18 protein-coding genes are annotated in these 21,131 nt (G+C 37.7%); 4 read left to right on the top strand and 14 right to left on the bottom strand.

Features of this window, described 5'->3' with window-relative positions:
- Positions 1 to 54: 54 nt before the first annotated feature.
- Positions 55 to 264 (bottom strand): cold-shock protein, encoded by a 210-nt coding sequence (locus ACFX4W_RS11315; RefSeq protein ID WP_013056977.1) that lies wholly within the window; start codon positions 262 to 264, stop codon positions 55 to 57.
- A 144-nt stretch (positions 265 to 408) separates the two neighbouring features.
- Here ACFX4W_RS11315 and ACFX4W_RS11310 point away from each other — a divergent pair, with 144 nt between their 5' ends.
- On the top strand, positions 409 to 858 hold the full coding sequence (locus tag ACFX4W_RS11310; protein ID WP_013083086.1) for a MarR family winged helix-turn-helix transcriptional regulator: 450 nt from the start codon (positions 409 to 411) through the stop codon (positions 856 to 858).
- A 61-nt stretch (positions 859 to 919) separates the two neighbouring features.
- Here the strand turns inward: ACFX4W_RS11310 and ACFX4W_RS11305 are convergent, their stop codons facing one another.
- Positions 920 to 1,339, bottom strand: coding sequence for an organic hydroperoxide resistance protein (locus ACFX4W_RS11305; protein ID WP_013056975.1), 420 nt, complete (start codon positions 1,337 to 1,339; stop codon positions 920 to 922).
- A gap of 156 nt (positions 1,340 to 1,495) precedes the next feature.
- Positions 1,496 to 2,704, bottom strand: a complete 1,209-nt coding sequence (locus tag ACFX4W_RS11300; protein ID WP_098967397.1) for a DNA polymerase IV — start codon at positions 2,702 to 2,704, stop codon at positions 1,496 to 1,498.
- 164 nt (positions 2,705 to 2,868) lie between these two features.
- Here ACFX4W_RS11300 and ACFX4W_RS11295 point away from each other — a divergent pair, with 164 nt between their 5' ends.
- Positions 2,869 to 3,447: a DedA family protein gene (locus tag ACFX4W_RS11295; protein ID WP_013056973.1), complete on the top strand. Its 579-nt coding sequence runs from the start codon at positions 2,869 to 2,871 to the stop codon at positions 3,445 to 3,447.
- Between the two features lie 47 nt (positions 3,448 to 3,494).
- Here the strand turns inward: ACFX4W_RS11295 and ACFX4W_RS11290 are convergent, their stop codons facing one another.
- The 4 genes from ACFX4W_RS11290 to ACFX4W_RS11275 are packed head-to-tail and all read right to left on the bottom strand — an operon-like array spanning position 3,495 to position 7,259.
- Positions 3,495 to 3,974 carry an RNA polymerase sigma factor gene (locus ACFX4W_RS11290; protein ID WP_013056972.1) on the bottom strand — a complete coding sequence of 160 codons (480 nt, stop codon included), beginning with the start codon at positions 3,972 to 3,974 and terminating at the stop codon, positions 3,495 to 3,497.
- 16 nt (positions 3,975 to 3,990) lie between these two features.
- The gene (locus tag ACFX4W_RS11285) at positions 3,991 to 6,003 is read right to left on the bottom strand and encodes a DUF6449 domain-containing protein (RefSeq protein ID WP_162214208.1); all 2,013 of its coding nucleotides are present in this window, start codon (positions 6,001 to 6,003) and stop codon (positions 3,991 to 3,993) included.
- Entirely contained in the window at positions 5,978 to 6,877 is a 900-nt protein-coding gene (locus ACFX4W_RS11280) for an ABC transporter ATP-binding protein (protein WP_025752330.1), read from the bottom strand. The genes ACFX4W_RS11285 and ACFX4W_RS11280 overlap by 26 nt, the downstream gene beginning before the upstream one ends.
- Positions 6,870 to 7,259, bottom strand: coding sequence for a GntR family transcriptional regulator (locus ACFX4W_RS11275; protein ID WP_013083081.1), 390 nt, complete (start codon positions 7,257 to 7,259; stop codon positions 6,870 to 6,872). The genes ACFX4W_RS11280 and ACFX4W_RS11275 overlap by 8 nt, the downstream gene beginning before the upstream one ends.
- Before the next feature lie 344 nt (positions 7,260 to 7,603).
- Here ACFX4W_RS11275 and ACFX4W_RS11270 point away from each other — a divergent pair, with 344 nt between their 5' ends.
- A complete protein-coding gene (locus ACFX4W_RS11270; RefSeq protein WP_013083080.1) occupies positions 7,604 to 8,476 on the top strand; it encodes a selenium metabolism-associated LysR family transcriptional regulator in 873 nt (290 codons plus the stop codon).
- 69 nt (positions 8,477 to 8,545) lie between these two features.
- On the opposite strand, the gene ACFX4W_RS11265 is transcribed toward ACFX4W_RS11270, so the two are convergent.
- From ACFX4W_RS11265 to ACFX4W_RS11255, 3 genes are all read right to left on the bottom strand, one after another.
- Positions 8,546 to 9,745, bottom strand: coding sequence for an MFS transporter (locus ACFX4W_RS11265; protein ID WP_280559563.1), 1,200 nt, complete (start codon positions 9,743 to 9,745; stop codon positions 8,546 to 8,548).
- 224 nt (positions 9,746 to 9,969) lie between these two features.
- Positions 9,970 to 10,347, bottom strand: a complete 378-nt coding sequence (locus tag ACFX4W_RS11260; RefSeq protein WP_014460184.1) for a PH domain-containing protein — start codon at positions 10,345 to 10,347, stop codon at positions 9,970 to 9,972.
- 64 nt (positions 10,348 to 10,411) lie between these two features.
- Positions 10,412 to 12,559, bottom strand: a complete 2,148-nt coding sequence (locus tag ACFX4W_RS11255) for a YhgE/Pip domain-containing protein (RefSeq protein ID WP_043982370.1) — start codon at positions 12,557 to 12,559, stop codon at positions 10,412 to 10,414.
- 110 nt (positions 12,560 to 12,669) lie between these two features.
- On the opposite strand from ACFX4W_RS11255, the gene ACFX4W_RS11250 reads away from it, so the two are divergent.
- Positions 12,670 to 13,845, top strand: a complete 1,176-nt coding sequence (locus ACFX4W_RS11250; RefSeq protein WP_043982368.1) for an alanyl-tRNA editing protein — start codon at positions 12,670 to 12,672, stop codon at positions 13,843 to 13,845.
- 42 nt (positions 13,846 to 13,887) lie between these two features.
- On the opposite strand, the gene ACFX4W_RS11245 is transcribed toward ACFX4W_RS11250, so the two are convergent.
- The 4 genes from ACFX4W_RS11245 to ACFX4W_RS11230 all read right to left on the bottom strand — a co-directional run bounded on the left by ACFX4W_RS11245 (position 13,888) and on the right by ACFX4W_RS11230 (position 21,050).
- Entirely contained in the window at positions 13,888 to 14,808 is a 921-nt protein-coding gene (locus ACFX4W_RS11245; RefSeq protein WP_025752322.1) for a 1,4-dihydroxy-2-naphthoate polyprenyltransferase, read from the bottom strand.
- A 589-nt stretch (positions 14,809 to 15,397) separates the two neighbouring features.
- Positions 15,398 to 18,010, bottom strand: a complete 2,613-nt coding sequence (locus ACFX4W_RS11240; RefSeq protein ID WP_043982366.1) for a helicase-related protein — start codon at positions 18,008 to 18,010, stop codon at positions 15,398 to 15,400.
- Between the two features lie 209 nt (positions 18,011 to 18,219).
- Entirely contained in the window at positions 18,220 to 19,581 is a 1,362-nt protein-coding gene (locus tag ACFX4W_RS11235) for a purine-cytosine permease family protein (RefSeq protein WP_237074886.1), read from the bottom strand.
- A gap of 20 nt (positions 19,582 to 19,601) precedes the next feature.
- Positions 19,602 to 21,050: an aldehyde dehydrogenase family protein gene (locus ACFX4W_RS11230; RefSeq protein ID WP_162214201.1), complete on the bottom strand. Its 1,449-nt coding sequence runs from the start codon at positions 21,048 to 21,050 to the stop codon at positions 19,602 to 19,604.
- Between the last annotated feature and the right edge of the window lie 81 nt (positions 21,051 to 21,131).

Here is a 21,131-nt window from a genome sequence, read left to right as displayed (position 1 = left end):
GCAGCTTAATGAAATTTTAGTGATAAATAAAAAAAGAAGCAGTTGCTTCTTTTTTTATTTATTATAAAATTGATGATCGTACTTAATTTTCGGCAGCTCGCGTACTTCCTGCGACATTTCCGTTCCGCACATCGGACAGTTATAATCAACCGTAACAAAATCTTCTCTCATCCACCCATTACATGATTCAGATTGACACGCGTATACAGTCGTATCCATCATTTGATCTACTTCTTCTTCTACGGCTTTTTTTGCAAAATACATGTGCACAGCTCCCTTTTTTTCTTAGTATATGTAAAATTCCCATTTTTTATTTACAGCTTGATTACTTTTTCATCCGGCGTTATTGGACACCACTATTTAATTGTGTATAATTAAATAAAAAGCAATAGACTGGAGGCAACATGAATGGAACAACTTTATAAGCAGCTGCAGCTAGAAAACCAGCTTTGTTTCTCAATTTACGCCACGTCTCGAGAAATTACAAAGGTGTACAAGCCGCTGCTCGATAAATTAGGAGTAACCTATCCGCAGTATTTAGCCCTTCTTGTTTTATGGGAACATGAAACACTCAGCGTAAAAAAAATGGGCGAACTTCTGTATTTGGATTCAGGCACCCTTACTCCTATGCTAAAAAGAATGCAGGATCAAGAATTAGTGATTCGTCAGCGTTCTCATGAAGATGAACGCGTTGTTTTTATTAGTTTAACCGAAAAAGGAAAAAAATTACGTGATAAAGCTTGTCATATTCCAGAAGAAGTTTTTAGTATGACGAATAAGTCGCAAGGAGAATTAGAAAAGCTGAAAGAAACGCTGCAGGAGTTATTGCAATCACTGCATACGTACAATCAAAAATAGACCATATAAAATTGCACATAAAAAAGCGCCTGGATTTAAGAAAAATCCAGGCGCTTTTTATTTACTCAGCCGTTGTATTTAACGTTACGTTAACATTCCCACGCGTTGCTTTAGAATACGGGCAGAATTGATGTGCATCTTCTACTAGCTTCTCAGCTACTTCTTGTGAAACGCCTTTAATATGAGCGTTTAACACAACTCCAATTTTAAAGCCATCGTCAGTGTGGTCTTTTAGTAGACTTACCTCTGCAGTAATAGAAGAATCAATGTCTTTTTTTTGTTTCTTAGCGATTAAATTTAAAGCACCGTCAAAACAAGCAGAATATCCTGCTGCAAACAGCTGCTCGGGATTTGTTCCTTCTTCTTTGTTATTTGGAGAAGGATTTACAAGGGTTAAATCAATAATACCATCATCTGATTTAACTCGACCATCTCGGCCTCCTACCGCTGTTGCTTTAGATGTAAATAGTACGTCTGACATAAGATCACCTCATAGATTATTTTATGTAATTTCATTGCAGACAATCAAAAAAGTCGCAATCAAATTCATTTTGTAATCACTTTGATTACCGTGATAGTAATGTACTTCCCCTTCTATAATGAGTGTAAACCTATTATTTTATACAAAAAAAGAGAGTTACCTCTCTTTTTTTCCTCTTTGTTTTTTTAAACCGCTTTGAATAATGTTATCTCCATATTTTTCACGCAAACTTTCGACCGCTTTGTATAAAGGCTCTTTTTTTGCTTGCTCTCCATATGTAAACAAATCTAACTGTTCTTCTTCCTGAAGATGGTGGCTCACTTGAAGAGCAGCTACTCCTAATAAACGAATCGGTTCTCCGTTCCAATGTCTTTGAAATAATACTGCACTGTAATGAAAAAGATCGTTCGGCTCGCTAATTGCTTTTGAAATAGTTTGGCTTCGAGTAATGGTTTTAAAATCACTGTATCGTATCGTTAACTGAATCGTTTTGCTTACAACTTTTTTCGCTTTCATACGAGAGCTTACAGAATGCGATAGTTTATTTAAAATAGGGAGAACTTCATGTTCATCTACTGCATTTTGAGATAGCGTCGTAGAGTTTCCAATAGATTTAAACTGTGATTGGCGATCAGGGTTCACCTGTCGATCATCTTGGCCCCATGCTCGTTCTTTCATAACTTCTCCTTTTATTCCGAGAGTTTGTTTAAGAAGACCGGGAGCGGCTTTTGCTAGATCACCGATGGTTACGATCTTAATCGCATTTAGCTTCTCAGCTGTTTTTTTACCGATTCCGTGCATTTCCTCTACGGCTTTTGGCCAAAGAACTGTTTGAACATCTCTTTTTCGAAGGACGGTAATCCCTAAAGGTTTTTGCATATCACTTGCCGTTTTGGCCAAAAATTTATTCGGCGCGATTCCAATTGACACAGGAATTTGCAGCGTCTGTATTAAATGCTGCTGAATTGACTTTGCTATGTCAAGAGGAGAGCCTAATTCAGCACAGTTTGTAATATCCAAATAGCCTTCATCAATGGAAGCAGGCTCTAAAAGAGGTGAAATGGTTACTAAATAATCAAACATGTTTTTGGACACTTGGCGATATAATGGAAAATTAGGTTTTATCACAACCAGCTCAGGGCATTTTCTTTTCGCTTCCCAAAGAGGCATTGGCGCATATACTCCGCGTTTACGAGCAATATAGTTACAGGTTACAACAATTCCTCTTCGTTCCTTTGGATTGCCAGCAATAGCAAGAGGCTTATCTTTGAGCGTATGATCATGTGCGGTTTCAACAGATGCATAAAAAGCATTGGCATCAATATGAAGAATAACTTTGCCGTTTTTAGGGTACATCATTTTCATACTATCACCTCTTTCTGTATAATTAATCCTCGAAAGAAGAACGTACATTCTTATTTATTATAACTCTTTTTTTCTAAGTTGTGCGTACCTATACTTTATTTTTATTTTGAGCGAACACTGTGTGTCACTCTCTCGTATTCTAATGAAGAAAGGAGGAAGAAAACGTGATTGATCAGCTTATCGGAGCCATTAACCAATTAGGCTACGGATATTTCTTTTTTATCATTTTAGTCGGAGCCAACCTTACTCCTATTCCTGACCCGGTATATATTATGCTTGCGGGCAGTCAGGCTACATCTCCGTCCGTTCAGTATATTCCAGCTTTTATACTTACCTACAGCGGCATGATGATTAGCTTATATCTTAAGTTTTTGATAGCCAGTCTTTTTTCAGCTCAGGCGCTTGCGCTATTAAAACGCCCGCGATGGGAAAAAAATGTGATGAAAGTCGAGCGAACGATTCAAGAATATGGATCTCACGCCATCATTGCAAGCTACTTTTTACCAGGAATGCGACATGTGATGCCTTTTTTTCTCGGAGCAAGCGGAATGAAGCATCGGCATTATATTAAAGTCTCATTTTCTTTCGGTTTTATTTGGACGCTCGCTTTATTTATTTTCGGTTCCTTTTTTAATACAACCTCTTCTTATACGGACGTGATTGAGATCACTTTAGCTTTTTGTGCGATCAGTTTGATTATCTATGCCGTCCAAAGAAGAAAAATACGAAAAAAACAGCAGTAGTTTGTGTGAGAAGTTCTTTTTCACAAACTGCTGCTGTTTCATTTATATTAAATGACTTCATTATATCCCTTTACAAAGTATTTGCGCGCGCGGTAAAGAGCTGATTTTAACGTAGTCATCTGCATATTTAATAACTCCGCAATTTCTTCATATTTAAATCCAAATCCATATTTTAATAGAAGCAAATTGCGATACTTAGGATTCAATTTATTTAAAATCGCCTGACATTCAGCCGCTTCTTCATTTCTAAGCACCTGCTGAATAGGCGTATACATAACAGGCTCTTCTTTGTAAGAAGACGTATAGCGGTCTTTCACTATTTTACGCCTTCCTAAATCACACCGTTTATTTAATGCGACGCGAAACATCCAAGCTTTTATTTTTTCAGGATCGACCATTTCTTGTTTTTCTAAATATTTTAATGCTACTTCTTGCGTAATATCTTCGGCGTCTTGTCTATTCACGCCATTTTTCAACAAATAAGCCAGCACCTGATTTAAATAATCTTGCAATTCCTCGCCGCACATAATAAGTTCTCCCTTGTTATTTTAGTTTTTCTTTTAATTTTGTTGGAATCATGTTAGCATCAAACATTTGAACTTCAGGACTTGAATTTTTGTAACGAAAAACAACTATATAATCCCCTTGTTCTTGAATGGTTGTATGCGAAAGAAAATAATCGATTTGTTTGGAATCTTTAATAGTTAACGCACCTTTTCGTTTAGTCAGAATAGACGGATTGTTTATCCATGAAGGCTGAAGAGTTTCGTGATCTTTATTTTTTAAAACCACAACATTTGAAACGTCTTCTGGCATGATCCGAGCATTTTCAAACATTTTTTCTTGCTTGAGCCACTTTTCAACTCCTTTATATGATTTCTCAAAAGGTATGGAATCTACAATCTGTCCATTTTCATCCATAAAATCAATGCTAGACCAACTTTGTTGTCGACTCTTGGTATCTTCATAAGTTTGGTTTTGTATTGATGTTCTGATTGCCCCTTTTAAACTCTCAATTTTGTTTGGATCTTTAATTGTAATAGGTTCTGATTTTTTATACATTGCATCAATTTGAACTTCTGTTACATACCTCATATTTTTATTATGAGGTTCTAAAATATAATAAGAATGGTTTTTATACTCAGGTGTTTCAATAATTCGTTTGTAAAACGCTTTATAATCCGCTTCACGTACCCTATATTGTCGAACAACTTTTTTTCCATTTTTTAAGTTATAAGCAAATGTTATCTCACGAGCTTCTCCAGACTGCATTTCTCTTTTGGAAATATTAGGATGATCTTTTATAATTTGTTTATGCAATACTCGTATAAAATTAATGGTATTCTTACTAGAATAATAGTAAGGCGGTTTATAATAATCCCCTTGCTCTATATCGTGACTTTTAGAGTTATCTGTTAAAGAATAGCCGTCTTCACCAAAATATACAGATTGAATGTTTTCTTGATTCGGTAGATAGGTAGAGTAACCAAAAACATCCACTTTTAATCCTACCCCTATAACAATAGCCACTGCCACAAACAATATGTAGCCCTTCCATTTTCTAAATACACGCCATGTTTTAGCTAAAATCATATGTCCAAGAATATATCCTAATAAGGAACCAAAAACATAGCCGAAAATAAGCCATTTAAAAGAATCCTTCATTTCGCCGAAGTACATTCCCCACAATAACAGTGAACATGTCGTCAGCCCATAGATAAAAATAGGTTTTAACCATTTAAACGCAATTGCATGAGTAGCGATTTCTAAACTTCTTTTTTGATATGCAATACATGCAATAAAACAAAGCACACAAGCTACAACTGCATAGATTACTAGACTTAAATAACTTTCTTTTCCAGTATCTAATAAATCTATAATACGGACAAACGGAACTAAATTTTGGATATTTTGTCCTGAATAATAGTTCGTCGCAAACCCATACCAATAAAAATTAATATTCATAATAAAAAATTGGATCAGCGCAGCCGGAAGAATAAACAATATATATACAAACGCGCCTTGCAGTATTGACATGCCTGTGAACATACCTGCAAATACTGCTCCAGAAAAAACAAAGATATTCAAAACAATAGTATTAATAGCCCAGTGGAGAATTAACTTTAGCGTATATAAATCTTCAACATTTACTGAATCTTTAATAAGAAAAAGGACGATGGCTGAAATGATAACAGGTAAAACTAACGATACAATCCCTAATAATACGTTTTGCCAAAACAGCACACCTCTACTTATTGGTAAACTATGAATATAATCAGCGGCTGATTTAGTTTGAATATATCTAAATAAAAATATAGCTAACACCACGGGTACAGTAAACATAAACAAAAATTGAAGGCTTTCAGCAACTTCAAACAGAGTCTTTAGTTTTTCTGTATACATTCCATCTTTATTAACTTCACCTGTATACCTCAAAATAATTTGAAGTGGTACGATAAATAAAAGAACAAGCGTATATAAAGCACCAACCCATCCTACATTCCTGACAGATTGAATCCACATGCCGCGGTTAAACGATGATGTTTTCGATTGCATAACCCACATCCCCCATTTCATAAATAAAGATTTCTTCCAGCGTAAGTGGCAAGATGTCAAAAATTAAAGGCTTATACGATCGAACTTTGTTGACTAAGTGATTTTCTTTCCCTCGAACAATACAAAGCAAGACGCTTCCTCGTTTTTCTTGATATAAAATGTCCAGCGTGTCGTAAAGCGCTAGCGGCACATCTCCTTCAAATGCAACTTGAATTTTGTGCACGTCTGATTTTAAATCATCCAGCTCTTTTTCAATTAATAATTGACCGTGATGCAAGATGCCTACATGATCACAAAGATCTTCCACTTCTCGTAAGTTATGTGATGAAATTAAAATCGTCATTTCCCGTTCTGCCACGTCTTGGACAAGAAGGTTTTTAATTTTTTGACGCATTACCGCATCTAACCCATCGAGCGGCTCATCTAAGATAAGTACATCAGGCATAGCAGACATCGCTAACCAAAAACCTACTTGACGCTGCATTCCCTTGGACATTCTGTGTACCTTTTTATGTAATTGAATTGGGAAAGCTTCTTTTAATTTTTGAAACCGCTCTTCGTTCCAAGTCGGATAGACGCTTCTATAAAAAGACGCTAATTGCTTAATCGTTGTTTGAGGGAAAAAATAAAGAGAATCTGGCATAAAAATAAGACGTTCTTTTAAGCCAACGTTTTCAAATACTTCCTCGCCATCTATTGCGATTTTCCCGTGATCTTGCTTGTAAATACCTGCAATGATTTTTAATAGCGTTGTTTTCCCTGCCCCGTTCGAGCCAAGCAGTCCGTAAATAGATCCTTTTTTTATAGAAAGCGTGACGTCTCTTAGAGCTTCCATTTCTTCAAACTCTTTTTTTATCGCCTTCAGTTCAATCACTATCGCTTCCTCCTTTTACTGCTTTTTCAGCCTGTGAAATAAGTGATAGAATTTCATCTTTATCCATCCCTAAATACATAGCTTCTGCCAACAGTTTTACTAATTCTTCTTTCATCTTTTTCACCTTCTCGTTATTTAGTGTATCAACTTGAGGCGTTACAAAACTTCCTTTGCCTGGAACTGAATAAATATAATTCTGATGTTCTAGTTCACGATACGCTTTTTGAATTGTATTTGGATTAATCGTTAATTCTTTTGCTAACAGCCGAACAGATGGAAGCTTTTGATCGGCCTTAAAAACTTCATGAATAATAAGCTCTTTCAATTTATCTACTAATTGCTCGTATATCGGCTTGCGACTACGAATATCTAAATCGAACATAGTCTGCCTCCCTTCATCTACCCAAAATCATGATGTGTGTACTAGGTGTATTAACTGTATTACTCATCGTATTACAGTTAATATTATAGTATGTTTTTTGGAAAAAACAAGTACTTTTTTTACTTTTGTTACAAAATGATGACAAAAAAGTGTTTAATAGCTTTATAGGGGAAATGCAAATAACTGTAAATAAATTGCGTGTGTTGCCTTCGTTATAAGCCAAAATACTCCTTTAAGTCAGCACCTCGTTTTGTTTGTCTTAACCAAGTACCTCTAGTTATTACAATAGTAATGTTTTATAATGTTTATAATTAATTTTTTTAATATAAAAGGAGCCATACTCTATGTACTATGATGCGTTAAAGACGTTTGTTTCTGTTGTAGAAGAGCAAAGCTTTACAAAAGCTGCGGAAAAGTTAATGATTTCACAGCCAAGCGTAAGCGTACACATCAAAAATCTTGAAAAAGAATTTCAAACTTCCCTGTTCCTGCGTTCACCTAAAATGTTAAAAATCACACCCAGCGGCGAAATTTTATACGATCGTGCTAAACAAATGATTCAGATATATGAGCATACGAAACGAGATATTTATGAACATCATCACCGTGTCAAAGGAATGCTAACGATTGGCGCCAGTTTCACGATTGGTGAATATATTCTCCCTTCATTTTTAGCAAAGCTTCGTGAACAATATCCTGATATTGATGTAGAAGTGACTATCGGTAATACAAAGGAAATCGCTCAGCTTGTTCGTCATTTCAAAGTAGACGTAGGGCTTATTGAAGGACACACGGAAGAATCCGACTTACATATTCAGTCATTTATGGACGATGAGCTTGCCATCGTTGCGTCAGTGGATCACCCTTTAGCTCAGCTTAAAAAAGTAGAAATTGATGATTTACAAAATCAGCGGTGGGTGGCGCGTGAAAAAGGCTCTGGAACAAGAGAATATTTAGATCACGTTCTAATGTCCAACGGTTTAAAAATGAAAAGCATGCTAACGATCAGCAGCAATCAAGGAATTAAAGAAGCCATCGTTCACGATTTAGGAATGTCTGTGCTGTCGCTTTGCGCTATTAAAGAAGATGTTGAACAAAAACACCTATCGATTCTGAACGTTAACACCGCTCCTTTTAAGCGCCGTTTCTCTTATATCTATCCTGCTAACAGCGCTCATAAAAAAGTAGCGGAGCTTTTTATTCAGCTTTTAAACTAAAAAAAGACTTTCCACACTGAGTGGAAAGTCTTTTTTAGTAAATAGCCATACATGTCTTTACATTCTTTTTTAGTGAACATGCGTCTGCTGAGCCGGCATTTTGGACAAACGAACAGCTAGGAGAAAAGCTGTTGTAAGAAACACACCAATTAAAGCAATAACACCTTTCCAGCCGTACGCACTCCAGCATAAGCCAGCCACCGTCCCTCCAACGCTTGATCCTGCATAGTAAAAAAACAAATACAAAGACGAAGCCTGAGCTTTGTCATGGGTGGCTCTTCTTCCCACCCAGCTGCTTGCGATGGAGTGACTTCCGAAAAAGCCAAAAGTCAGCAGAAAAAGCCCGGTAATTTTTATCCATAAAACCGGATGCAGCGTAACAATCGAACCTATAAGCGTAACAGCAATCGTACATAACAGCACTTTTTTCCGGCCATATAGATCCGCCAGCGTCCCCATCCAGACTGAGCTGAATATTCCCACAAAAAAAATAACAAAAATAAAACTTACAAGCGTATGATTCCAAGAATACGGAGGAGCGGATAAAGCGTATCCAATATAATTGTATAATGCTACGTTACTTCCAAGCAGCGCAAAACCAATAGCAAAAAGACAAAGCATCCCTTTATCTTGAAGATGACTGCGAAGAGAGCCAGTAAGCTGACGAAGTTCAAAGGATCGTGAAGTGAAGTTTTGTGAATCTGGCAAGTTCATAAAAAAAACAAAGGTGGCTAATAAACTGATTACGCTTACAACATCAAGAGCTACGGACCAGTTGAAATATTCCGTGAGAACCCCTGTCATAAGCCTTCCCGCTACGCCTCCAAAGGCGTTTCCGCTTATATAAATCCCCATCGCTTTTCCTAAACTCCCTGGTTCAATTTCTTCTCCTAAGTAAGCCATGGCCACAGAAGGCAACCCTGCTAAAACGATTCCTTGAATGACGCGAAATACTAACAGCGTTTCAAAGGTAGAGCTAAATGCTGTCATGATGCATAGCAATGACGCAAAAATTAACGATAGACCCATCAGTTTCTTTCGTCCCCACACTTCTGATAAAGAACCTAAAAAAAGCATGCTAACAGCTAGCGTGATGGTTGTTAACGAAAGAGACAAGCTGGCAAACGCCGGAGATATCCCGAATTCTCTAGAAAATTCGGGTAAAATGGCTTGTGTACAATATAAAATCGAAAATGTGTTGAAGCCAGCTGCAAAAAGCGCAACATTTGTTTTGCGAAAAGCTGATGTTCCAATTACGGTATAATTCACAGTTGGTCACTTCCTTTTTTCTCTAAAAAAAGCATATCACGGTTTTTTTATTCTGTATAATTCATTATGTAAATCATTTTCATGCATTTCAGTAATGAGTGAAGTGAAAATAGGAATGGACAACAGCCTTAGTATTTTCAACCGACTGTATGCAAGACTGTTATGCTTTCTCGTTTTACACACACATAAAAAAAGTCGAGCCAGTTTTTCATGGCTCAACTTTTTTAATCCAGTACATAAGATGCTAATACTTTTTGCACGTCGTAAATGCTTTTATCTTTACGAAATTCTTTTGAGATCGGTGCACTAGAACCCGATACCCAAATATTTAATTCCGCATCTAAATCAAATGTTCCAGCCGTTTCTACGCTAAAATGGGTAATCGTCTTATAAGGAATGGAATGATAATCTGTTTTCTTTCCCGTTACTCCTTGCTTATCAACAATAATTAAGCGTTTCGTCGTAAACACCATTAAATCGCGAATGACTTTATATGCTTGTTCCACTCGCTCGTTGGCAATTAAGATATTTTGTAAGTCTTTTTCAGTTCCTCTTATATCTGCTTCTGATGCATTTCCTAATAGTCCATCTAATATACCCATGCTGATCACTCCTTTATATCTACACTACCGCATTTTGTTCTGTCTGAAAACCCAAAACGTTTTTTTAATGAATTAATTTACTTTCACGCGCTTTTTTTGTTAATTTTGCACTCGTTTTACTAAGGGGCTTATGAAGAAAAATGCCAACGAGCAGCACGCCAAGCCAAATGCAAAGAAGAACGGTAACGTCTTTTCTTACAATGTCCGCTAACATGCCTCCTACCACTTCTCTCATCATGCTTATTGCATAGGTAAATGGTAAAAACGGATTGATTGCTTGAAAAAAAGCAGGCACGACTTGAATCGGAAATGTACCTCCTGCAGCAGAAAGCTGAAGCACAAGTAAAACAATCGCCATCGCTTTTCCTGCATTGCCAAATATCGCAACAAGCGTATAAACAATCGTCATAAATACGAAGCTGCACAGCAAGCCTAAAAAGATAAAAGGCACTTTATCTACGACATACGTTTTGATTAAAAATAAATCCCCTAGCGTCACAATAAAAGCTTGCACGAGAGCAATAGACAAAAACGTTAAAAGTCTTCCAAGATAGACTTCATAGCTTTTGAATCGTTCTTCATCCGCTACTTCTACGCTTAAAATCGAAACTAACAGCAAAGCTCCGACCCACAAGCAAAGCGTTGTATAAAACGGCGACATAGCTGAGCCGTAGTTCGGAATCGGGTAAAGCCTTTCTTCTTTTAAAAGAACCGGCTTAGCAAAAAAGTCACTTTCTTTTTGCACATCATTCTTTAGCAAATTAATAATATCTTCAATATTTTCTTTTTGCTGAAATTCTCGTATTTTATCTGCTATATTGTGCACGTTTTGTTCAATTCGCGGAAAGTCTTTTGCTATTTTCCCAAGCTCCTGCTGTCCAAGCAAAATGCCACTGGCTGTTTTAGACAGAACGTTAGAAACATCCGGTATGCTTTTGTTAGCTTCATCAAGCAGTGAGTTTGCGCTTGCCGTTTTATCTTTCGCTTCTTTGATTGCTTGTTCAACAGCAGGCACAATCGTAGAAGAATATGAGTTCGTTAACGCATTTAATCTAGAAACAGCTTGATCGGTGCGAGAGCTGAACCTATCAAGTACGCTTTGATTGGGAACATCCCCATTCTTTGTTTGTTGCTGCAGACTGTTTACATCCGAAAGTTGCTGCTGTAAAAGCGTATTTACATCTTTTACGTCATTAATAACAGGTGAAAGAACTTTTTGTTGAGATAACGCATTTAAATCTGTAAGAAGTGTAAGAATCTCTCCTGTGTCAGCAATTTGTTTTGTTAACTGCCCTTTTAGCTGTTCCGCTGCTGCGCTGACTTCAGCCGGTGCTATATCTTTTTCCATCAGCTGATTCTTCAATTCTTGAACTCGGAGAGCTCGTTGCTGAACCCGCTGCAGCGTTTCATTGATTGTTGGCTCGGCGTTTTTTAAAATTTTATCGCTTTTAGTTAAAAAAGTGTTTAGCTGCTGAGTCATCTGTGCGCCGTCAGCTGTTAGTCTCTCTACTTCAGGAAGAGCGGCCTGAGCTTTTGATACAATGGCTCCAGCTTTTTGAGTGGTGTCATTCGCTTCATTAATTACTTTTTTGATTTCAGGAAGACGATTTTCAAGTTCAAAAATCCGTTGTTCAACTTGTTGAATGGTCGGCAAATCTCGCTGCAGTGTAATACCTAGTTCGTTAAACACTGAAAAAATGGCTCCATTCGCTGTTTTGACGAATTTTTCACTGATTTGTTGTGTTAAGCTGCTGGCTCCTTTACTTGTAATTTTAGGCGCCACTGCGTTTATTTTTTCGTTCACTTTATAAATAATGACTGGTTTTTCCAAACGATCTTGAAGAACGGTACCAAGCTTTTGTGAAAAATCTTTTGGAATAACAATACTTGCATAATAGTCACCGTGCTTTACTCCGTGATCAGCTTTTTCTTTTGAGACAAACGTCCATCCAAGCGTTTTATTTTTTTTTAACGTTGCAATAATATCTTTTCCCACGTTCACGTGCTGACCTCTTATCGTAGAACCTTCATCTTCGCTCGTTACTGCAATGGCAATACCTTCAGTCCGCCCGTATGGGTCCCAAGATGCTTTTATATTAAACCATGCGTAAAAAGACGGCAGAATCATAAGCGTCAGCACAATGATAATCATCGCCCAATTGGTGAAAATTCTTTTTAAATCCCGCGTATAAATATAAACAGTATTTTTCATATGTCCCACCCAGTTTTATTGTTACAAGTTAGCTTATCCATGTTCGAAGAAACATATTTCTGATACTATAGAAAAAGTTAGATATGGTTTTACTAGAAAGGATGATGAATATGACAGAAAGACTTTATTATAGCAATCCCTACATAAAAACATGGGAAACTGAAGTGATAGAGACGCGCTCTCTTTCGAATGGCTACGCATTAACGTTAAAACAAACCGCTTTTTATCCAGAAGGAGGCGGGCAGCCTTCTGACTACGGTAATATTGCCGGAATCGACGTGAAAGATGTGTATGAAGAAAATGGAGAAGTATATCATATCGTCGATACACTCCCTGAACAAGCGAACGTCACGTGTGAAATTGACTGGCATCGCCGCTTTGATCATATGCAACAGCACAGCGGACAGCACTTACTTTCGGCTCTATTAATCGATACATATGATATTCACACCGTTAGCTTTCACTTAGGAAGCGAAGCAGTCTCTATCGATCTGAATGTACCTCAGTTATCTCATGAGCAGTTATTACACATTGAAAAAGTTGTAAATGACGCTATTTACAGCAACCGTCACATTAAAACGTACGAAGTGAAAAAAGAAGATCTGCATACTCTTGCGCTTCGCAAAGTGCCCGACCTAGAAGACGAAGTGGTACGCATCGTGGAAATTGAAGGCATTGATGTTTCTGCCTGCTGCGGTACTCATGTGAACCAAATTGGAGAGCTCGGCCTTATTAAACTTACGAAAACAGAAAAGCAGCGCGGCAATACACGCCTCTTTTTTAAATGCGGTATGCGTGCATTAGCTGATTATCAGCAGTCTCAAGAAATCGTGGCAGAACTTAGCAATAAATTCAGCACAAGCCGTGAATTAGTTGTAGAACGCATTAAAAAATTGGAGACTGAACAAAAAGAGCTGCAAAAACAACTAGAAGAATTAAAAAATGAAAATGCAGCTTATTTAGCAAGTGAATTAGAAGCCAAAAAAGAAGGTTCATTTCTGTACCATCACTTTGAAAACCGCACATTAAAAGATGTGCAAGCTTTGACGAAGCAGCTGCTTCAAACACCTGATACGACGCTTCTTTTTGCCTTTTCAAGTGAACAAAAAGTCTTATTGGCTCACAGCGGAAGTGAAGTAAAATGCGGAGAACTTTATAAAGAGCTGCTTCCGCTTTACGATGGAAAAGGCGGCGGCGGACCAAAACAAGCTCAAGCCAGCTTTTCATCTTCTGAAAATATGAACGCATTTATTAGCGCAGTAAAAGAAAAAATAACGGGAGCATAACAAAAAGCCTGTCTTTTTTAAAGACAGGCTTTTTCCACTCAATCAGCTTACTAAATAGCCAATTAATAATCCAATTGATAAAGTAAATCCAAAAAACGTATTTGTTTGCGCAGTTGCTTTCATTGCAATAAGCTCTCCGCGTACAAATGCTTGTACGGCTTGAATTGGCTTAGGTGCACTAAGAAACACTAAGAAAATCCAAGGGCTAATATCGAAGAATACCACTAATGCAACGGTCCAAATATAGGCAATGCCAAACAAAGCAGCTAAAAATCTAATCGCATTTTTAGAACCTAATAAAATAGCTAGCGTACGACGTCCGCCTTTTGTATCTTCTTCTATATCGCGAATGTTGTTAGACAAATTAATTGCACCTACTAAAATCGCAATCGGAAGTGATACAAAGATGCTTTCAGACGTTACAGTATTCGTTTGAATAAAAAATGAAATTAACACGAACATCGCGCCCATGCAAAGACCTGAAAATAATTCTCCAAACGGCGTATACGCAATCGGAAGCGGTCCGCCCGTATACAAATAACCAATCGCCATACCTACTAATCCAACTAAAGCAAGCCACCAGCTGCTGTTTGCACATATATATACACCTAAAATAAGAGCAATTCCATAAGAAATAAGTGCTAAATTTAATACCGTTTTCGGTTTCATGCCGTGTCTGACGATGGCTCCTCCGATACCTACGGAGTCTTCTGTGTCTAACCCGCGTTTAAAATCATAGTACTCGTTAAATAAGTTCGTCGCAATTTGAATCCACAAACATGAAAAAAGCATCGCAAGAAACATCCAAACATTCACATGGCCATAAAACATGGCTAGAACTGTTCCAATTAAAACCGGTACAAACGATGCTGTTAGCGTATGAGGACGGGTTAATTGCCACAAAATCTTCCCTTTACTGTACTGCTCGACTGCAGCTTTGTTTTCTTTGTTATGACTTGTCATCATCCTCTTCCCTTCTATTACGAACCGTATCTCTATTTAAAAGTGCCGCTTTTAATATAACGAATGATAGCAAACTTACTCTAATACAATACACGTCCGCCCAACAAAAAAATCACGGAACTCTTTAAAATATAAGTTCCACTCTATATCATAATAATTTATTGCTCTTTTTACAAGATGACCGCTTATACATTTCCGATTTTTTTCTACAAAAATCTGCTTTGACGCAGAAATTCATAGGAAAAAGATAAAAAACCTTTATGAAAAAGCAGATTGAGACATAACTACATCAATCCCATCTAAAGAAGCACAAATGGGATACACGAGCTGAACTGCTTGTTACACCGCAGTTGATTTCCGTGCAAGGCTTCGCTTTCCGCGGGCGGCCGGTGAGCCTCCTCGTCGCTTGCGCTCCTGCGGGGTCTCACCTGTGCCGCTTTTCCCGCAGGAGTCTTCGCCTTGCCCTCCAATCAACTGCTAGAAGGAACGAAACACATGAAAGCTGCCTTCACAATAAAAAAGCCGAACGAATTGGATTCTCAATCAAAAATCCAACTCGTTCGGACAAGCCACTTTTTATCACTACATCTTAGTAATTAAAATCTTCGTCTCCGTGTCTTCTGCGGAATCTTTTATGAAAACACGAATCACATATGGCGTGATCATGATTCCAAGGAAGGTCTTTAGAACACGTACTGCATGTTCTTTTAAATTTTTTCATATCTTTTCTTAATACGTTATGGATTTTATCTGTAAGCTCTTCTCGGACACGCTCCCAGTAAATAGCCTCTGGCCTTCTGTCCATTCGATATAAAAATAAAAGATGCAGGCCAATCGCCTTATAAGATAGCTCTAATTTTTCCAATGAGCCTTCTATCATCCGTGGTTCAGGTAACTCTTCCCTGTTAACAATCGCATTCATGCTGGCAACCCACTGCTTTTTCAAAGAGCTTTCTTTTGCTGAAAAAGGCAGCTGCAAGTAGCCGTATAAATCAACAATGGGCATTTTCGCTTCAATCAGCGTGTCTTTTACTTCCTCATAAAGCTCACGTTCTTGTGCCAAATTTGATTTTTGTGTACCTTTTGGATTTTGAAATTTAGCCCACATGTCAAAAAACGTTCCGAGGTCATGATGATATTCTTTAAATCTTCTTAGCATATCTGAAGTAGGAGCAATTGAAAATTTGCTGATTTGCTCGTCTGTTGAAAATAACAGTTCTCTCATTTGCTTTGCATCTTTAGCGAATGCAACTTCTCCAACATTGTAGAGGCCCTTCCTTCCAGCACGGCCTGCAATCTGCTTTAACTCTTGAGAAGTCAGCAATCTCCTCTTTTGCCCGTCAAATTTCATGTTTTCTAAAAGGACAATTCGTCTAATTGGAAGATTTAATCCCATTCCAATCGCATCTGTAGACACAATGACATTTGTTTCTCTATTAATGAACTGCTCAATTTGTTTTCTTCTCGTTTCAGGCGGCATACTTCCATAAATCACGCTAACTTTGTGACCATCTTTTTCTAGCTTAGCCGCTGTCTGGAGCACTTTCTTACGCGAGAAAACAATTAAAGCATCTGCGGGTTTCACTTGTTCAATTTTGAAATTTCGAAGATCTACTTTTAAAGGTATATCTCTTTCATACTCATGAATTTCTGAGATCACACCGTCTAACATCTCTTCTAACATACTTCGAATGCTTAAACTCCCGATAACATGAACTTGTTTGGCATTAGCTCGGGTGATGGCTTTATACCATGAAAATCCCCGGTCTCGGTCTTGAATCATCTGTGCTTCATCAATTACGGTTACATCGCCATGTTCTAATTCGCTAAACATTTCTACGGTACCGGCCATATGCTGAGCGTCTTCAACAATCTTTTCTTCTTCACCTGTTTTTAACGAACAAGCAACTCCGTCTTTGTTCAGCTTTTCAAAAACTTCTAAAGCTAACAAGCGAAGCGGCGCTAAGTAACTACCCGAAGCAGCTTTTTTTAATGACTTTAATGCCGTATACGTTTTTCCTGTGTTTGTATCACCGAGATGAAGGATGTATTCGGTTTCTTTCCTTGGGTCCATTTCGTATTCTGCACCAAAAATATAATTTAACTGTCGCTGTTCTTCTTCAATCAGCTTTTTCTTTTCTTCACGTTCACGTTCTTGTTGTAACCTTCTTTCTTCCAGCTGCTGTTGATATCTCTCTTGATGTTCTTCAATCGTTAAGTTGTGATCTGAAACTTCTAGTACATCGGAAAGCTTTTCTTCTACGAGCATTCTTTTATATTCATAGACCAAATCCGATAGATCACTTCTAAGTGCTTTTATAATATCCATTCTTGTTACCGAAGCATTTGTATAAGTTTTATATTCTTCTTTAAATGAAGCAGGAAGGTCATCCATAATCATAGTTGGAATGATTTCATAAATCTTATCGGTGATAAATACCTCGTATACATCTTCATACGTTTCAAACAAGATAATCGTTGAATATCTGTCTAATTCTGAGCTTACGCCGCCGGTGAGCTCTTGAAAAAAGTCATGAACCGTTTCATAATCATGGCGTGTTAAATCACCGTTTGTTATTAATTCATCTTCAAGTTCAGTATGCGGCGCATAGTTTTCAATATACTTTGAGTTTGTTTTAATGTCTTTTGACAGCTGATGGGAAAGCTGTTCTCTTATATGTAGGTAATACAGCTCTTTATTTACTTCCAAGATAGGAGCTGCTTCTAAATTTAACTGTAATTGATACCTGGCTTTTCGATCATTAATACTTTGCTGTCTTTCTTTCTCTTTTCTTTCTTCTTCTTTTTCGGCAAATTCAGCTCTTGCTTCTCCATATAGAGATAGCCACTCCGCTTTATTGCCCTTTCCGTACTGTTTTTCTAGCCAAGAAAAAGCATCAAACTCTATACCCTTTCTTGTTTCTTTAGCAAATAACTTATCTATAGCTTGAGGCTTATACCCTTTTACCTCAAAGCCTTTCTCTGTTAAATATGACTTTCTGTTTTTTTTAGATACAGAAGAAACAACTGCTTTTCTCCACGTAGTTCCCCAGGCCTTTTTAATAAAAGAGTGCCTGTCTGTTAAATAAGTCTCAAAATCCGGACATTCGTCTTGTTCACCTAATACGCTTTTTATATCCTGTAGTAATGTATGTTTAGTTTTTTCAATGGCCCTGCTTTGAATAGCCTCTAATTCGAGCATAAAATTCTCCTTTGGAAAGTTTTCCTACATTTATTATAGGAAAGACCCCTGACAGAATCAAATACATGTTATTACTTTATTTTCAGCTCGATCAAGAACCTCTCTTTTCCCCGCTTTTGCTTATTTCTTAGCTATTTTTAACACAAAAAGCTCCTTTAAATAGGAGCTTTTTGATTATTTTTGATAATTCAGTCTATTTTAAACGTATATCAAGCATTTTTGTCGATCCCCTTTGAGTAAGGGATGGAAAGCTGTGAAAGTTTGGTTAACAATACATGCAAAACACCTGTAAATAAAAAAGCTAAGATCGTTGCGCCTGTGGCTAGCGGGTGAACGTACGTAAAATAGTAGGCAAATACAGCCCCCACTATGTAAGATACATACACATGAAGGTTAAAGCCTTTTGTATACCAGTACAGTTTATTTTGTTTTTCTAAAATAGCTGAAACGTCATAGTGTTTTCGGCGAATGATATAATAATCAACAAGAACAATCGCAATAATAGGAATAAATAAGACACCGATCATAAGCAAAAAGCTTTGAAAATTTGTCATCAACCACTCTTTTAATAAAGAACCTAGGACTGTGACAACTCCCATAGTTAGTGCCGGTATCCAGAACCTCTGCTTTGGAAAAATAGATAAATAAGACATTGTCGCGCTATACAATACCATTACGTTGGTTGACAGCACCGATAAAAAAATTACGAGGGCAGCTACTAACCCTAACATCGGACTATATGCGCCAATTAAATTTACCGGGTCATACGTTTGCGTCATATTTCCGAGAATTGAAAAACCAGAAACCGTTGCGCCTAACCCCATCGCAATTAAAGTTGCGACGTTATACCCTAAATAAGTTCCCGCAATGCCCGTTTTTTCAGATTTACAGTTTCGGTTATAATCGCAAACAATAGGAATCCACGTAAAAGCTGTAGCTACTACAATATCAAAAGCTAACATCCCTGTAATACCAGGATTTTCGCTTGCTTTCATTTGAATTAATTTTGCTGCATCAAATTCAATAAACAAATAGCTAAACACCACGGTTGCTAAAATGACCATAAGCGTAGCTACTAATTTTTCCGTTGCTTCAATACCTTTATGTCCGTATATAGAAATAGCTACTACCAACACTTGAGTAAGAATTGTAAATAGATTGATATTGCTGTAACCGGTCAAAAAAGTAACGGCATGATTTAAACTTAGCCCTGCCATGTAAGCTTGAATCCATGCCCAGCCGATTAACGTAATAAGATTAACAGCAGCAGGAAGCATAGCACCTCTTTGTCCAAAAGCTGGTCTCATCAAAACCATGGTTGGAAGACCGGTGCGAGTTCCGATATTCCCCATCAGCACGAGCGGTATGGCGCCAACTAAAGAGCCAAGCACAATAATAAATAATGCCTTTAAAAAGGTCATATCGGGTACAAACAGCATTCCGGTAAAAACGGTCGTTACCACCACATTGGCTCCTATCCACATGGAAAATGTAGAGAAGAAGCCCATACTTCTTTTATTCATAGCAATCGGCTGCACATCATCATGGGCGAGACCACTTTTTGTTGTCATTCCTATTCCACCTTTCACTTTTATTGATACCAATTGGCTCGAGCTAGCTTGGAATTTGTATTTACATGTTTTGTTTCAGTAAAAGCAGCTAATCCTGATGGACCTAACTCCCGGCCAATGCCGCTTTCTTTAAAACCGCCCCACGCCGTTTCAATATGAGGCGTATGGTAGCCGTTGATCCAAATCGTTCCCGCTTGAAGATGTTCAGCAACTCGCTCTGCTTTCATTACATCATTCGTTAAAATTCCTGCAGCTAAACCAAATCTCGTGCCGTTGGCAAGTGCTATGGCTTCTTCTTCACTTGAAAAAGATTGAACGGTAATAACGGGACCAAATATTTCTTCTTGTACGACTTTCATATGCTGCTCCACATCGACGAGCACAGCCGGCTTTATATAGTTTCCACCTTCGCAGTCAATTAACGTTCCTCCTGTTAATAAATTCGCGCCTTCTTCTTGACCTAGCTTGATAAAATCCTGTATTTTGTTCAGATGCGCCTTGCTAATAACCGGACCCATTTCCGTTTCTTCTCTTAAGGGGTTACCAATTTTTATAGCAGCAACAGTCTCCGTAAGAGCAGAAAGAAACGGCTTATAAATAGATTCATGTACGAGTATACGCGATGAAGCTACACACACTTGCCCTTGGTTAAAAAACGACCCAAACATTGTCCAGTCTACTGCAATATCAATTTCACTGTCTTCGAAAATAAGAAGCGGAGATTTCCCTCCCAGTTCAAGCGAAACTCTTTTCATCTCTTTTGCGCACTGCTGATAAATACGTTTGCCTGTTTCTGATCCTCCTGTAAAAGAGACTTTGGCTACGTCTTTGTGTTCAACAAGGGCACTTCCCACTTTACCGTCTCCTGTAAGTAAATTAAACACGCCTTCTGGTATACCAGCTTTTTCACATAGTGAAGCTAGCTTTAAAAAAGAAAGTGGCGTTAATTCTGACGGCTTAAACACTACTGTATTTCCAGCTGCTAAGGCAGGAGCCAGCTTCCACATACCAAGCAGCAAAGGGAAATTCCAAGGAACAATCAGCGCGCATACGCCGATAGGTTCTTGAATGATTTTACTGTTTGTATCGTCGAACATGTTCTTTGTCCACGGCTGGTTTTCTTCTATTAAATTTGCGTAATATCTTAAACAATTAATCGTATCTTCAATATCTAACTGCGCTTCTTTTATCGGTTTGCCAGTATTTAATGTTTCTGTTTCAGCGAATATACTCGCTTCATTTTCTAATAAATCTGCTAGTTTCTTAAGCACCTCTACACGCAGTGATTTATTTTTCTTCCATTCACTCTGTTCAAAAGCCTGCTTTGCTTTACCTACCGCTTCCTCTACTTGTTGAAACGACGAATCGAATACTTTCGCTATGATCTTATTGGTCGCTGGGTTGAGTATTTCTCTTTTACATGGTTTTGCTTGCTTCTTATCTACTGTTACATTTACTTGCTCGTTCATAGTCCAACACTCCCTATAGAAAACTCTTATACAAAAGTGGGAAGATCATAGTACCTTCCCACTTTTACCGCCTTGCTTATA

The organism is Priestia sp. YIM B13489, assembly GCF_042787645.1.
GTDB classification, from domain to species: domain Bacteria; phylum Bacillota; class Bacilli; order Bacillales; family Bacillaceae_H; genus Priestia; species Priestia megaterium.
The sequence above is the reverse complement of the archived record's forward strand: the minus strand, read 5'-3'. Positions and strand labels throughout refer to the sequence as shown.